Genomic DNA, 14,382 nt, shown 5'->3' on the forward strand with positions numbered 1-14,382 from the left:
CTTTTTTATTCCTTTAAAACCTATCTCACAATGCCCCTACTCTCAACACAAATAAAATCATAGAGTACTTGTAATTCTGGACATTTTTCAATCTTTTGTTTAATTATCTGCTGTGCTTGAGCAAGCTGATTACCCTCTCGGCAAAGCACTTTATAAGCACGTTTAATTTCCATAATAGCGGCGCTACTAAATCCACTACGTTTTAAACCAATGGAATTAACACCCTGCGCTTGAACATAGTTTCCTGATGCCATAAAGTAAGGAGGAATATCTTTATTTACAGCCGAGCATCCTCCTACCATTGCATATTCCCCTACACGAGTAAATTGATGCAACGCAGAGAGCCCACCTATAATAACATGATTAGAGAGTACAGTATGACCCGCTAACGTGGCATTATTTGAAAGGATAATGTTATCACCTAAAATACAATCATGGGCAACGTGTACATAGGCCATTAGTAGATTGTGATTACCTATTTTAGTCGTACCTTTATCCTGTGCCGTTCCTCGATGAATCGTACAGCTTTCACGAAAAACATTATTGTCACCGATCTCTAAAAATGTCTCTTCACCATTATATTTTAAATCTTGACAATCTTCGCCTACAGACGAAAATTGGAATATTTTATTGCTTTTACCCATTTTTGTTGGCCCTTTAAGCACAACATGCGGGCCAATCCAGCAATCATCCCCTATTTCAACACGTGCACCAACAATAGTATAAGGGCCGATTTCAACATTCTTACCGATGACGGCACTCTTATGGATAATAGCGGTTGCGTGAATTTTTGCTGTTGAATGAATCATTAAACCTCTCTTCTTGCACACATTATCATCGCCTGACAAGCGACTTCACCATCGACTTTTGCTGTACATTCAAATTTACCCATGCCACGGCGCTCTTTCAGATAAATAACTTCAAGCTCTAAAACATCACCAGGTACAACAGGCTTACGAAAGCGAACCTTATCAATAGAAGCTAAAAAATATAATTCATTCGGCGCAGGTTTCCCATACGTTGCAAATGCCAATATCCCCGTAGCTTGAGCGAGAGCTTCAATAATCATTACACCGGGAAACACAGGGGCATGAGGAAAGTGACCTTGAAACTGAGGTTCATTAAAAGAAATATTTTTAATCGCTTTTAACGTTTTTCCTGGGACATAATCCAATACTCTATCAACTAACAGAAAAGGATAGCGATGTGGTAGAAGATCCATGATCTCTTTGATATCTAATGTGTTTAACTCGTTGCTCATGGAATATTCCTTATTATTTATTTTTGTAATTTTTTTCAAGTTGTTTAACTCTTTTAAACAACTTTGCAAGTTGTAACGTACAAACGGTTGTTTTACGCCATTCTAGGTTGCTCGTTGCAGGGACCCCCGAAGAGTATATTCCAGCTTCTTTAATACTACGAACCACCATACTATTTCCTGTGATCACCACATTATCTGCGATGTTAATATGCCCATTCATTTGCACACCACCCGCAATAATACAATTTTTACCGATAATAGCGCTACCAGCAAAGTTAGAGCCACCCGCTATCACCGTATTTTTACCTATATTTACATTATGGGCAATTTGACATTGATTATCAATTTTCACGCCATCGCCAATCACGGTATTCGATAAAGCACCTCGATCAATACTCGTTGATGCACCTATTTCAACATCATCACCGATGATAACTTTACCAATTTGTGGTATTTTTATCCATTTACCTTCATAAGGGGCGTTACCAAAACCATCCGAACCAATCACTGTATTGGCATGTATAATACAACGCTTTCCAATATCACAATTATGATAAATAGTGACATTAGGATATATTTTAGTTTCTTCTTGTATACTACAATTTAAACCGATAACCACATTTGCAAATATCTGACAGTTATCAGCAATATTGACTCCCGCTTCAACCACTACATTTTCAGCAATCGCAACATTATCACCAATGTTTGCAGAATGATGAATACAAGCACTACTTGCTATTCCAGCGCGCAATTTTGGTGTTGTATCAAAAAGTTGTGCTAACAAAGCATAACCCCAATAAGGATTATCCATAAATAGTGCATTACCTTGATATATTTCTTTTAATTCATTAGGTAACACAATGGCACTGGCTTGACATTTTCCGAGTTTAATTAATATTTTTTTATCCGAGACAAAGGTAATATCCCCTTCTCGTGCATTATCAAATGTTGCTAAATTAGATAATATTAATTCACCATCACCGCAATATGTTGCGTTTAGTAACTCACTTAGTTTAGCCAAAGTATATTTCATGTTTTTTGTCCATTATCTTTAATTCTCATCCTCCTTAAAGAATCAATAATAGCATCCTCCTTAAAGAATCAATAATAGCCGTGCATAAATGCTTATTATATTTTCTTTAAGCAGATGGGTACTTTTCCTGTGCTCTGTTTTACCCTTTTATACCCTTTATTGTATCGTAAAAGGGAGATGGTATTATCTCTATTTTTTACTGATCTCTTTGATCACAAGATCTGAAATATCATAACCCGGTTTTGCAAATATAATTTGCTCTCCATTGACAATAAAATCATAATTACCTTTTTTAGCAACCGAATTGATAACATCACGTACGACTATCAAGGCTCTTTGTTGTTCTTCACCTTGACGACGACGATTATCTTCTTCAAAAGCTTTACGGTTAATTTTATATTCCGCAAGTTTAACTTCTATTTTACGTTGTATTGCAATAACCTCAGATTCTTTCATCAACTCTGAGTCACGTTTTAGTGTTGTTTCGTATTTTTTTATTGTCTTTTCTAATGCTTGTAATGCTGCATAGCGCCCTTTAAATTCAGATTCTAATTTTTTTATGATCCTGGCGCGTTGTGGTGACTCTTTCATTATTTTAGAGGGGTAAACAACCCCTATTTTTTGTGAAGTTGCCGCATATGCACCCGAGATAGAAAGCATTGCTATTGCAATTGTAATAATTTTAAATAAATCTTTCATTTTGTAACCCCATAAATAATATGATAAAAAATACAATAAATGCAAATATTATAGACTTAAAATCCATCGTTCACTTTACATGAAAACAGAAATTAAAAAGATAAAAAACGTTAATAAAAATCAAAATGAATTACCGATATTAAATGAAAATATTTCAGTTTGATCACCTTCATACTTTTTCACCGGCCAAGCTAAAGTAAATACTAATGGTCCCATCGGTGAGATCCAAGTTAGTTGTGTCCCGATAGATGCTCTTATTCTACCTGGTTTTGAGTAATCACCAAAATATTCACAGTTATATGAGCAACTTGATTGACTATATTTTGAATAATCAAACTCAGTATCCCAAACTTCACCCGCGTCTATAAATATACTGCTACGTACCTGACGTGTATATGCTTCGTCTAATAAAGGGACAGGGAAAATAAGCTCTGCACTTAACGTATACTTGGCATTTCCTCCAAGTGCCTCATCAGTAATTGTTCCACTATTATTACCATCAATTTCCGAGACGTAAATAGCACGAGGGCCAATGGTATTACTTGCAAACCCACGCAAAGTTCGATATCCACCCACATAGTAGTTTTCAAAGAAAGGTAATATTTGATCGTTACCTTCAAATTTTCCATAGCCATTAGCATAGCCGACTGAAGCCCGTAAAAGTGTGGTCCAATCACCATCATCAGTTATTCGTTGATAATTACTCAAATCAAAATTAACTTTAAAGTATTGCAAATCAGATCCAGGAATTGTCACTTTTGCCCATAATGAATGCTTCATACCTTGCGTGGGTAACTGTCCTTTATCTAAATTATTCCGTGTCCAACTCGCCGTAACATCAAAGTTTTGAAAGTTAACTGAACCATCAGAATTTAATAAAGAGCCGTAAATATCCCAAAATGTTTGTAATTGCGCGTAAGAATTAAGTTGTGAAATACCGTTATTCTCCCAACCTACACCAAAATTCAAACGATTTATTTCGTCAACAGGGAAGCCTAAATTAAAGCGAGTTCCATACGTTGTATTGGTATAATCAACAATATTTGCATCACCGGCTTCAAACTTATCATAAAAGAGACGAAAACCACCACTCACCGCATCCTTAGTTAAATACGGTGTCGTATAATTAATGCTCGCATTAGTACTATAATCATTGAATTTGACCTCAAAACCAACTTTATCACCCGAGCCTAAAAAGTTGTTTTGCTGTATACCTGCACTTAAGCTCATTCCGGATTCAGTTCCATAACCAATGCCAGCATTAAAGGAGCCTGAGGATTGCTCCTCAACCTTGACATTAATATCGACTAAATCATTACTAATACGAGTGGTTTCAATGTCTACTTTAGAAAAGAAGCCTAACCGATTTAAACGTGCTTTAGATTGTTCTATTTTTTCACTCGACAACCAGCTACCTTCCATTTGGCGCATTTCACGACGAAGTACAATATCTTTGGTAGTGGTATTTCCTGAAATGTTTATGTTTCTCACATAACCGCGTTGTCCTGGATCTATCGAGAAATTCACAACAACAGTCTTCGTGGTATCATCAATTTCGGGATAAGTTTTAATTTCTGGATATGCATAACCCAAGCGCCCAAAATATTTCCGTATGTTTTGCTCTGCAAAGGCGACATCTGACGCAGCATAAATATCACCTTTAGTCACAGATATCAGTGCACGGATGTCCTTTTCTTTTCCTAATAAGTTGCCAATAAATTTGATATCAGTAACCTTATAAATATCACCCTCATCGACATTGATTGTGACATAAACCCCTTTTTTATTAGGTGTTAGCGCAACTTGTGTATCCTCAATATTAAAACGTATATAGCCCCTATCTAAGTAATAACTTTTTAGTACTTCTAAATCGCCTGCTAATTTTTGCTTTTGATAATTATCATCGGCAAAGATATCCCACCAGCCACCGGAGTTCCTTAAGCTTAAACGTTTTAATAATTTTACATCACTGTAAACATGATTACCCACAATATTAATTTGCTCTATTTTAGCCGTCAGACCTTCTCGAAATATAAACTGTATAGAGACCCGATTCCGTGGTAATGCGGTTACCACCGTTTCAACTTTTGCGCTATATTTGCCAATACTGTTATAAAAATTTTCAAGACTTTTTTCTATACTAGCTAATGTCGTTCTATCTAAAGGCTCACCCTCTTTAATACCGGATGATTTTAATGAGTCTAAAATTTGTTCATCGGTTAATTTATCATTGCCCGTTAACGCGATATTACTGATCGAAGGGCGCTCTTTTACTTTAAATATTAAAACATTGCCAGACCTATCTAACTCTATAGATTCAAAATATTTACTCGCATAAAGTTTTTTTAATGCTTGGGATAGTTGATATTCATCGACAATGTCCCCTTCGCGAATAGGTAGACTTAATAATGCAGCCCCTAATGTAATACGTTGTAAACCTTCAAACTGCAGATCTGATATTGTCATTTTTTGCGCAACTGAAAACATAGAAAAACAGCTGGCACATGCAAATACAGATGCTAATAAATATCGCTTCGTCATTTTATTCTTTAATCCTTTACAACACTTATCTCTGTGTTTTATATTTTATAATCACGACAACAAATTAAAATCATTTAATATTACGATGGTCATTAACAGCATTAAAATAGCACCACCAATACGAAATCCAATCTCTTGTATCTTGTCTGGCACCGGGCGCCCACTTAATATCTCTACAACATAATAAAGCAAATGTCCCCCATCTAATACAGGTAAGGGTATCAAATTCATTAAGCCTAAATTTACACTGATTAAGGCAATAAACCCAAGAAAATATTGGATCCCATAGGTTGCACTCATTCCCGCACCTTTTGCGATGGCAACCGGCCCACTTAAACTATTTATTGAAATATCACCAGTGACTAATTTTATTAACGTAGAAAAGGTTAACGTGGTTAATTTTACTGTTTTTTGCACACCTTTTATAAACGCTTGAGGCGCCGAAAATTTTAAATATACACGATATTCTTCTGGATAAACATCCATCATCGGTATAAGACCAACATAACCTTGATCTTCACCCAATGCATTTTCCCGCGTAGCAGGCACTAGTTTTATGTTTTTTAATAATGAGCTTCTTTGGATCTGCAATTGTAACTCTTTACCTGCATGACTCTGAACTATTTCTACGAAATCAGACCAATCATCTAAACGTATCTGATTGACCGAGAGAAGTTTATCTTGGGCTTTCAACCCTGCATTAAATGCCACACTTTCAGGTAACACCGAAGCGATGCTTAAATGCACAGCGGGTCGATAAGCTAAAAAACCTAAACTACTTACTATCGACTCTTTTTTCGGCGAGTATTTCCAATTCTTCAATGAGACTGTAAATTTCTGTAAAGGTTCAATGCGATTGTCTTGCAAAGCATCACCTAACGAGCGAATAGTTATATTGATGTTCGGTTGGCCAATTTCATCCAACAAAGCTAAATATAGAGATTCCCACTCTGGTGTTAATTGTTCATTCACGCTTATAATTTGAAAAGGTGCTTCTGCTTTTAAAACGTACATTGGCGTATTTTCAGCAACATTGCTAATAATAGGTTTAGCGGTATTAATGCCTATCATATACATTAAAAAAAATGCAACGATAGCTAATAAAAAATTAGCAATAGGCCCAGCTGCAACGATAGCAATACGTTGCCACACATTTTTTTTGTCAAATGCATATTGTAATTGCTCATCACTCACCGACTCGATACGACTATCAAGCATTTTCACATAACCGCCGAGAGGAATAAGAGCAACAATAAACTCAGTACCCTGTTTGTCTGTCTTTTTAAAAAGTGTCTTACCAAATCCGATAGAAAAACAATGTACCTTTACGCCACAACGACGAGCCACCCAAAAGTGCCCAAATTCATGAATAGCGACTAAGATACTCAAAGCAACAATAAAAGCGCCTAAGTTCCATAATATTGCTAACATAATAATCCTTGCTCGATAATTACTTGCGCTGCTAATTTACTTTGTAAATCAATTTCGAGCAAAGCCTCAATGGAACACTCGGGTATATTACATTTCGATTGATTTAAGACTCGCTCTACGAGCTCTGCTATTTGTGTGAATTTAATTTGTCCGTTTAAAAAAGCATCCACAGCTACTTCATTACTCGCATTTAATGTCGTCGTCGCTTGTTGACCTACATAACAAGCATCTATGGCTAATTTTAAACAAGGAAAGCGTTGAAAGTCAGGAGCCATAAAAGTTAAAGATGGACTGTTAAAAAAATCAAAGCTATCTACTTGGCTCTCAATCCGCTGTGTGCCACCCATCACGTAAGCAATGGGCGTGCGCATGTCAGCGTTCCCCATTTGTGCGATGACACTGCCATCTTTATATTGCACCATAGAATGAATAACCGACTGAGGATGAATTATCACTTGTAACTGCTCTGCTCTGGTATTAAATAACCATCGAGCTTCTATGTATTCAAGGCCTTTATTCATCATAGTGGCAGAATCAACCGATATTTTTTTACCCATAGACCAATTAGGATGACGTACGGCTTGTTGCGGTGTAATAAAAGAAAATTCATTCAGAGGTTTATTAATAAAGGGCCCGCCAGATCCCGTTAGAAGAATTTTTCTGACGCCTTGCCCACTCAGATCACAATAGCCAAGTGTCTCTTGCAGTGTTGCTGATAACGCTTGATAAATAGCATTATGCTCACTGTCAACCGGCCAAAGTTTCGCCCCTGAGGACTTCACTGCATCCATAAATAATTGACCTGACATCACCAAGGCTTCTTTATTCGCTAAAAAAATTTCTTTCCCTGCATGCACGGCAGCCAATGTTGATTTTAACCCAGCCCCACCGACAATAGCGGCCATCACAGAATCTATTTCATTACTTGCAAGTAACTGTAAAAGTTCATGCTCTGAGTCTAATACAATCGTTTTACTGCTTACGTTTCTTAATTTTTCACGCAAATTTAAGCGCGCTTCAGAACAATACATAGAAGCATATTTCGGCTGATGTAGACGGCATAACGAAAACATCTTATCGACGCTTCTACAAGCCGCTAACAATGTTATCTGATATAAGTTTGGATTTGTTGCACAAACACGAAGAGTGCTACTACCTATCGAACCCGTTGCCCCTAAAATAGCCAAATTTTTCATTTTACATAATCCAAATAATATACATTAATGTAAATACAGGCACAGCAGCAGTTAAACTATCAATTCTGTCCAAGATGCCTCCATGACCAGGCAAAAGAGATCCACTATCTTTAAGGCCCGCTTCTCGCTTAAATACACTTTCACTTAAGTCGCCTAAAGTAGAGACTAAGCTGGTAACAAATGCAGCAATAAAAAAGAAAGGCATTTTATCGACACTAACATTGAAATAAAGACTCGCAAGAAAAGTAACCAGCATAGAACACACAATCCCACCGATAAAACCTTCTACGGTCTTTCCTGGACTGACTTTAACGGCTAATTTATGTTTACCAAAACGCTTACCACTGAAATAAGCCCCCGTATCTGCAGCCCAAACCAGCAAAAAGACAAACATTAATAATTGTGCCCCATAATAAAAATCATGGTACATATTAACAGAACGCAAAATAACCATAGACCAGAAGAAGGGTAATAAAGTACAAGCACCAAATAAAACTTTTAATATTTTACTATTCGCCCAAAAAGTCGCACTGCGAGGGTAAGTCAGTACTTGTAGTAAAGAAATAACCCACCAAACACAGCCAACTATTATTGTATTAAGTAATATAGGGTTAACAGCACCTTTTATCCATAAACTTTGTGCAGGTATAAAGACTAAACTAATACCTAAAATGAGGGCTAAACAATAAAGCACCCAATGACTTTTTTCCGTCACAAAATTAACCCATTCTTTACTTGCTAAAAGGTAAATAACAGTACTAAATAGCATGAAGAATTTTAGAGGAAGTAAAAATATGCCAGCAATGGCGAGAGGCGCTATGATCAGCGCAGTTATCATTCGTTGTTTCACTAAATATCCAATTTAAAATTATTATATCGAAACATATCCGTACTTATAACAAGATGATTTATTATCTTATATCACGAACTTGCTCGCTGGTTTGTCCAAATCGACGCTCTTTACCTGAAAAAACATCCAATGCGAATTGAAAACATGAGCCATCAAAATCTGGCCACAAGGTGTCTGTAAAATAAAGCTCTGCATAAGCAAGTTGCCATAATAAAAAATTACTGATTCTGTATTCTCCACCCGTACGGATCATTAAATCAACTTCAGGGATTTGTGACAAGGTTAACGCTTGTTGCATCATAGCCTCATCAATTTGATCTGATTTTAATGAACCGTTTTCAACAAGTTTTAACAGCTTTTTAGTGGCTTGCGTAATATCCCAACGCCCGCCATAGTTGGCAGCAACATTTAATTGTAAACCTTGATTGTTTTCGGTCAATCTTTCAGCTGCATGAACTTTCTTTTGCAAGCGCGCACTAAATCCTGTCAATTCTCCGATGATTTTTAACTTGATACCATGCTTATGCAGTTTTTTTACTTCTCCTCCAAGTACCGTAAAAAACAGCTCCATTAACATATTAACTTCTTGTTTTGGACGACGCCAATTTTCACTGCTAAAAGCAAAAACAGTTAACACTTGTATTTTTTTTTCTGTGGCAAAAGCAATCGCTTTACGAAGAGATCTGACACCATGTTTATGACCAAAAACTCGATGCTTGCCTCTTTGCTCCGCCCAGCGACCATTTCCATCCATAATGATGGCAACATGTTGAGGTGTTTTTATCTGTTTACTAATGCTTGGCACAGTTGTCCTATATATACAACGCAGGTACGATAATATGTACCTGCTGAGTGTAAAATTAAACTTCCATTAACTCTTTTTCTTTTACCGCTAATAGCTCATCAATTTGCTTTACATTCTCATTCGTTACTTTTTGTACGATCTCTTCACCAACACGCAAATCATCTTCACTAATATCTTTATCTTTTTCTAAACCTTTAAGATCACCATTTGCATCACGACGAATATTACGAATAGCAACACGACTATTTTCGGCTTCACCACGAACCACTTTAATTAAGTCTTTTCTACGCTCTTCGGTTAAAGGTGGTAATGGAATACGGATAACCGTCCCCGCTGACATAGGGTTCAAACCCAAATTAGATCCCATAATGGCTTTTTCTACCGCGGTTATCAATGTTGCATCAAAAACAGTCACGGTCAGTGTACGTGAATCTTCTGTCGAAATATTACTAACTTGGCGCAACGGGGTATTACTACCATAATATGGAACCATAATACCATCTAATAAACTTGGATGTGCACGCCCTGTTCTGACTTTTGCTAGTTGGCTTTTAAATGCACCAACTGTTTTATTCATTCGTGTTTGAGCGTCATTTTTCACTTCATTGATCATAATAATATCCTAATAATTTATTTTTTAAATTCTGTTTTTATCTTAAGTTGCGCATCATCTTGATCATAATAATATCCTAATAATTTATTTTTTAAATTCTGTTTTTATCTTAAGTTGCGCATCATCAGTATTTACCGCTTTAATCTTTTTTATATGCGTTATCATCGTGCCTTCTTTTTCGCCCATGACCACCCGATTTAATGCGCCTGGTTTATTCATATTAAAGACGAGGATTGGTAAACTATGATCTCGAGCTAAAGTGAACGCGGCTAAATCCATTACTTTTAACTCTTTTTCAAGTACTACCTGATAATCAATTTCTGAGTATAACTTTGCATTTGGATTTTTAACAGGATCCGCATCATAAACACCATCAACTTTTGTGCCTTTTAGCACGGCATCAGCTTCAATCTCAATACCACGTAAGCAAGCAGCAGAGTCCGTCGTAAAGAAAGGATTACCCGTACCCGCAGCAAATATCACAACGGTACCCAGTTTTAAATGCTTAATGGCTTCTGCCCAGTTATAATCATCACAAACACCTTTTAGAGGAATAGCCGACATCAATCGCGCATTGACATGAGAGCGATCTAAAGCATCGCGCATCGCCAAACCATTCATCACTGTTGCGAGCATTCCCATATGATCCCCGACTACACGATTCATCCCCGCCTCAGCTAAACCCGCACCACGAAAAATATTGCCACCTCCGATTACCAAGCCAACTTGCACACCCATTTCAACCAAGCCTTTGATCTCCAATGCCATACGATCTAAAACTTTAGGGTCAATACCAAAGCCTTCCTCTCCAACTAAGGCTTCACCACTTAGTTTAAGTAAAATACGACGATAAGCGGGTTTTGGATTAGTACTCATAAAACTTATTCCTCAGCATAGATATGCTCTTGATTTTATTATTAACAACACCTAGATAGTATTTTTAAGAATAGAATCATTTTTACCTAACATAAAAGAACCGCAGTCATCCCGCGGTTCTCATTTTACAATATTTTTTATTTATTGTCTTGAATATGACTTACTGACCAGCAGCTGCCATTGTTGCTGCAACTTCAGCAGCAAAATCTTCTTCTTTTTTAGCAAGACCTTCACCAACTTCTAAGCGCACAAATGTCACGACATCTGCTTTTGCATCTTTAAGAAGTTTTGCAACTTTAATAGATGGATCTTTAATGAATGCTTGTCCGGTTAAACTTACTTCACCCGTAAATTTAGCCATACGGCCTGTGACCATTTTTTCTGCGATTTCAGCAGGTTTTCCGCTGTCGATTGCAATTTGCAATTGAATTTCTTTTTCTTTGGCTACGACTTCAGCAGGCACATCAGTTGGCTTAACATATGTTGGTGCAGCCGCTGCAATATGCATTGCAATATCTTTAGACAAGGTTGCATCGCCACCAGTTAGCACAGAAACAACGCCTATTTTGCCACCATGTACATATGTACCAAGATTTTCACCCGTCACGATTTGAATGCGACGAACTGTAATGTTTTCGCCAATTTTAGCAACAAGATGAGCACGAGTCTCTTCAACAGTGATGCTATCAAAGGCAAGTTTATTTAATACTGCAACATCTTCAACTTTATTTTCAAGTGCAATTTCAGCAACTTTATTAGCAAAAGCTAAAAAGCTTTTGTCCATTGCAACGAAATCAGTTTCACAATTTATTTCAATAACAACAGCGGTTGTACCCTCTGTTTTTGCAATAACAACACCTTCGGCTGCGATTCTACCTGCTTTTTTGGCAGCTTTAATCGCTCCAGATTTACGCATGTTTTCTATTGCTAGCTCGATGTCGCCATCGGCTTCAACTAATGCTTTCTTACAATCCATCATGCCCGCCGCAGTGCGTTCACGAAGTTCTTTAACTTGTTTAGCCGTAATAGCCATGGTCAAATTTCCTATTTCATCTATAAAAAAGGGGCTCTAAAGCCCCAGATAACCAATCTAAGATTGTTAATAATAGCCTCTATTTAAAATAGAAGATTATTTTTCAGCGGTTTCTTCAACAAAACCATCCGTATTAGCAACAACAACTTCCGCAGCTTGACGTGCATCATTGATAGTTTGAGCAGCCGCTTCTAAATAAAGTTTAATCGCACGAATTGCATCATCATTACCAGGTACAACAAAATCAATATTGTCAGGACATGAGTTAGTATCTACGATAGCAATAATTGGAATGCCTAGATTATTCGCTTCTTTAATAGAAATATGCTCATGATCAGCATCAACAACAAAGATAACATCTGGAATGCCACCCATGTTTTTAATTCCACCAAGGGTCTTGTCTAATTTAATTAACTCACGAGAGCGCATTAACGCTTCTTTTTTAGTTAATTTTTCAAAAGTACCATCTTGACTTTGAGCTTCAAGATCTTTTAAACGTTTGATTGATTGACGTACTGTTTTCCAGTTAGTCAACATACCACCTAACCAACGATGATCAACGTAAAATTGGCCACAGCTTAACGCCGCATCTCTAACAACTTCAGAAGCAGCACGCTTAGTACCAACAAATAATACTTTTCCTTTTTTAGCGGCTTTCGCTTCTAAAAAATTAAGTGCTTTGTTGAACATTGGTACTGTTTTTTCTAAATTGATGATATGAACTTTATTACGCGAACCAAAGATGAAGGGTTTCATTTTTGGATTCCAGTAACGAGTTTGGTGACCGAAGTGTACGCCAGCTTTTAGCATATCGCGCATTGATACATTTGCCATTTTGAATTTCCTTTATAGGGGTTAAGCTTCCACGTACCCCATAAACTCGACCATTTTTAATAACTTAAAAACAGCACCCCGAGTTACGTGTCGATACGTGTGTGTGATTATTAGTGACTTTTAAAAAGTTCACTGCATTTATGAATGCTATCCAATAAAATGAACATCATTCACGATGCGTTTTATAGCACATTTCAATATCTAACTCAACATTTCTTCTTTTATGCAGCTCTATGTTTTGTCTCTTATCAAAGGTGATACAACATACTTTCACGCATAAATTTCGATTACATTATGAACACCGAGCTTATCAAAAATAATGAACTGAATATGCACTAGCATGATGCTACAGATTTCTTTATAGTATTCTTTTAATATAACGATAAAAGAGATAAAAAATGTCAGCAATCATAAAAACACAGGCAGAAATAGAAAAAATGCGTATTGCCGGACAAAAAGCCGCAGATGTATTATCTATGATAACCCCTTTTGTACAGGTTGGAGTCACCACCAATGAACTTAATCTGCGCTGTCATGATTTTATCGTTAATGAGCAAGGTGGCATTCCTGCGCCACTTAATTATCATGGTTTCCCTAAATCTATTTGCACGTCCATAAATTATGTTGTCTGTCATGGTATCCCAAATGATAAGCCTTTAAAAAACGGCGACATTTTAAACATTGATATCACGGTTATTATTGATGGCTATCACGGTGATACTTCACAAATGTTTTTACTCGGTAAACCTTCTATATTAGGTGCTCGCTTATCTCAGGTAGCACAAGAATGCTTATATATAGGCATTCAAATGATTAAACCTGGCATACAATTAGGTGATATTGGCGCTGCTATTCAAAAACATGCCGAAAAACATAATTATTCCATCGTCCGAGAATACTGTGGTCATGGCATTGGCGCTGGCTTTCACGAAGAGCCACAAGTACTACATTACGGTAAAAAAGGTACAGGTGAGCGCTTAAAAGTCGGACAGTGTTTTACAATAGAGCCTATGTTAAATGCAGGGAAACATACATGTAAAGTATTAAAAGATGAATGGACGGTCGTCACCAAAGATAAAAAACTCTCCGCACAGTGGGAGCATACTTTACTAGTTACTGAGACGGGTGTTGAAGTTTTAACCTTACGTCCCGAAGAAACACTGCCACGAATTATTGATAATTGTTAATTTTTTCAGCGCGCCACTTAAGT

14 protein-coding genes are annotated in these 14,382 nt (G+C 36.9%); 1 reads left to right on the forward strand and 13 read right to left on the reverse strand.

Going from position 1 to position 14,382, the window contains the following annotated elements:
- Positions 1-20: 20 nt before the first annotated feature.
- The 13 genes from lpxA to rpsB all read right to left on the reverse strand — a co-directional run bounded on the left by lpxA (position 21) and on the right by rpsB (position 13,172).
- Positions 21-809, reverse strand: a complete 789-nt coding sequence (gene lpxA / locus B8W84_RS06020) for an acyl-ACP--UDP-N-acetylglucosamine O-acyltransferase (protein ID WP_094752371.1) — start codon at positions 807-809, stop codon at positions 21-23.
- Positions 809-1,261: a 3-hydroxyacyl-ACP dehydratase FabZ gene (gene fabZ / locus B8W84_RS06025; protein WP_094752372.1), complete on the reverse strand. Its 453-nt coding sequence runs from the start codon at positions 1,259-1,261 to the stop codon at positions 809-811. The genes lpxA and fabZ overlap by 1 nt, the downstream gene beginning before the upstream one ends.
- A gap of 13 nt (positions 1,262-1,274) precedes the next feature.
- Complete coding sequence (lpxD, locus tag B8W84_RS06030) at positions 1,275-2,294, reverse strand: UDP-3-O-(3-hydroxymyristoyl)glucosamine N-acyltransferase (protein ID WP_094752373.1); 1,020 nt, start codon at positions 2,292-2,294, stop codon at positions 1,275-1,277.
- Positions 2,295-2,483: 189 nt separating this feature from the next.
- Positions 2,484-2,993 carry an OmpH family outer membrane protein gene (locus tag B8W84_RS06035; protein ID WP_094752374.1) on the reverse strand — a complete coding sequence of 170 codons (510 nt, stop codon included), beginning with the start codon at positions 2,991-2,993 and terminating at the stop codon, positions 2,484-2,486.
- A gap of 120 nt (positions 2,994-3,113) precedes the next feature.
- Positions 3,114-5,534 carry an outer membrane protein assembly factor BamA gene (bamA, locus tag B8W84_RS06040; protein ID WP_094752375.1) on the reverse strand — a complete coding sequence of 807 codons (2,421 nt, stop codon included), beginning with the start codon at positions 5,532-5,534 and terminating at the stop codon, positions 3,114-3,116.
- A gap of 51 nt (positions 5,535-5,585) precedes the next feature.
- Positions 5,586-6,965, reverse strand: coding sequence for a sigma E protease regulator RseP (gene rseP / locus B8W84_RS06045; RefSeq protein ID WP_094752376.1), 1,380 nt, complete (start codon positions 6,963-6,965; stop codon positions 5,586-5,588).
- Positions 6,959-8,161 carry a 1-deoxy-D-xylulose-5-phosphate reductoisomerase gene (gene ispC / locus B8W84_RS06050; RefSeq protein ID WP_094752377.1) on the reverse strand — a complete coding sequence of 401 codons (1,203 nt, stop codon included), beginning with the start codon at positions 8,159-8,161 and terminating at the stop codon, positions 6,959-6,961. Before ispC ends, rseP begins: the two co-directional genes overlap by 7 nt.
- A 1-nt stretch (position 8,162) precedes the next feature.
- Entirely contained in the window at positions 8,163-9,011 is an 849-nt protein-coding gene (locus B8W84_RS06055) for a phosphatidate cytidylyltransferase (protein ID WP_094752378.1), read from the reverse strand.
- Positions 9,012-9,072: 61 nt separating this feature from the next.
- On the reverse strand, positions 9,073-9,816 hold the full coding sequence (gene uppS, locus B8W84_RS06060) for a polyprenyl diphosphate synthase (protein WP_094752379.1): 744 nt from the start codon (positions 9,814-9,816) through the stop codon (positions 9,073-9,075).
- 55 nt (positions 9,817-9,871) lie between these two features.
- Positions 9,872-10,429 (reverse strand): ribosome recycling factor, encoded by a 558-nt coding sequence (gene frr, locus B8W84_RS06065; protein ID WP_094752380.1) that lies wholly within the window; start codon positions 10,427-10,429, stop codon positions 9,872-9,874.
- Positions 10,430-10,513: 84 nt separating this feature from the next.
- Positions 10,514-11,305: a UMP kinase gene (gene pyrH, locus B8W84_RS06070; protein ID WP_094752381.1), complete on the reverse strand. Its 792-nt coding sequence runs from the start codon at positions 11,303-11,305 to the stop codon at positions 10,514-10,516.
- A gap of 160 nt (positions 11,306-11,465) precedes the next feature.
- Positions 11,466-12,338, reverse strand: a complete 873-nt coding sequence (gene tsf / locus B8W84_RS06075) for a translation elongation factor Ts (protein WP_094752382.1) — start codon at positions 12,336-12,338, stop codon at positions 11,466-11,468.
- Between the two features lie 96 nt (positions 12,339-12,434).
- The gene (rpsB, locus tag B8W84_RS06080) at positions 12,435-13,172 is read right to left on the reverse strand and encodes a 30S ribosomal protein S2 (RefSeq protein ID WP_094752383.1); all 738 of its coding nucleotides are present in this window, start codon (positions 13,170-13,172) and stop codon (positions 12,435-12,437) included.
- 398 nt (positions 13,173-13,570) lie between these two features.
- On the opposite strand from rpsB, the gene map reads away from it, so the two are divergent.
- Positions 13,571-14,359 carry a type I methionyl aminopeptidase gene (gene map / locus B8W84_RS06085; RefSeq protein ID WP_094752384.1) on the forward strand — a complete coding sequence of 263 codons (789 nt, stop codon included), beginning with the start codon at positions 13,571-13,573 and terminating at the stop codon, positions 14,357-14,359.
- Positions 14,360-14,382: the final 23 nt, after the last annotated feature.

This window comes from Psychromonas sp. CD1, from assembly GCF_002239585.1.
GTDB lineage: Bacteria > Pseudomonadota > Gammaproteobacteria > Enterobacterales > Psychromonadaceae > Psychromonas.

Bases quoted from the DNA above. Each gene is read 5' to 3' on its own strand.
- lpxA (WP_094752371.1), bottom strand. From the start codon at position 809: ATGATTCATTCAACAGCAAAAATTCACGCAACCGCTATTATCCATAAG.
- fabZ (WP_094752372.1), bottom strand. From the start codon at position 1,261: ATGAGCAACGAGTTAAACACATTAGATATCAAAGAGATCATGGATCTT.
- lpxD (WP_094752373.1), bottom strand. From the start codon at position 2,294: ATGAAATATACTTTGGCTAAACTAAGTGAGTTACTAAACGCAACATAT.
- B8W84_RS06035 (WP_094752374.1), bottom strand. From the start codon at position 2,993: ATGAAAGATTTATTTAAAATTATTACAATTGCAATAGCAATGCTTTCT.
- bamA (WP_094752375.1), bottom strand. From the start codon at position 5,534: ATGACGAAGCGATATTTATTAGCATCTGTATTTGCATGTGCCAGCTGT.
- rseP (WP_094752376.1), bottom strand. From the start codon at position 6,965: ATGTTAGCAATATTATGGAACTTAGGCGCTTTTATTGTTGCTTTGAGT.
- ispC (WP_094752377.1), bottom strand. From the start codon at position 8,161: ATGAAAAATTTGGCTATTTTAGGGGCAACGGGTTCGATAGGTAGTAGC.
- frr (WP_094752380.1), bottom strand. From the start codon at position 10,429: ATGATCAATGAAGTGAAAAATGACGCTCAAACACGAATGAATAAAACA.
- pyrH (WP_094752381.1), bottom strand. From the start codon at position 11,305: ATGAGTACTAATCCAAAACCCGCTTATCGTCGTATTTTACTTAAACTA.
- tsf (WP_094752382.1), bottom strand. From the start codon at position 12,338: ATGGCTATTACGGCTAAACAAGTTAAAGAACTTCGTGAACGCACTGCG.
- rpsB (WP_094752383.1), bottom strand. From the start codon at position 13,172: ATGGCAAATGTATCAATGCGCGATATGCTAAAAGCTGGCGTACACTTC.
- map (WP_094752384.1), top strand. From the start codon at position 13,571: ATGTCAGCAATCATAAAAACACAGGCAGAAATAGAAAAAATGCGTATT.